Consider the following 587-nt stretch of genomic DNA (forward strand, 5'->3'; position numbering starts at 1 on the left):
TCACAATGAATTTTTGCACATTTAAAAGGTTGTGAAGAATTAAGATATTCGGATTACAGGAAAGAAAAAGCCCAACTCAGAAAAGCTAAGTTGGGCTAGGTAAACAACGAAACTATCGTAAATGTGGCAGCAAACTATGTCCGTTCAATCAAGAAGCGCTGCTTGAAGTCAACAAAAGCCTCGTGGAGTGCATTTTCTTTAATGGGTTTCAGCAAAACATAGTTCGCGCCTGCTTCCATAAATGCATCACTGGTTTCTTGCGCAGTGTCGGCGGTGCAGGCGTAAATTGGCGTCCCCAATTTCAAGTTTTGACGAATCTCTTTCGTGGTTTCGATGCCACCAAGATGCGGAAGTTGGTTATCCATCAAAATCAAATCATAAGAGTGATCTTTTAAGAACTCCATGGCTTCTAGCCCATCCTTCGCCCAATCAACCTGCATCTTGTATTTGGTACAAAACGCTTTAAGAATAAAGGCGTTAGTATGGTTATCTGCCACCAGCAACACTTTCAGACTTTCATCAAACAACTCTTCAGGTTCTACTTGTTGGCTCGCATCCAACGGATCCAGCACACCCCACCCATCCTT

The 587-nt window shown here is 42.8% G+C and carries 1 protein-coding gene; it reads right to left on the reverse strand.

Annotation, left to right across the window (positions count from 1 at the left end; genetic code table 11):
* Positions 1-134 precede the first annotated feature (134 nt).
* On the reverse strand, positions 135-587 hold a 453-nt coding region (locus R8O11_RS29645), incomplete at its 5' end, for a response regulator (RefSeq protein WP_318195182.1).

It is taken from the genome of Vibrio sp. 1288 (assembly GCF_033344475.1).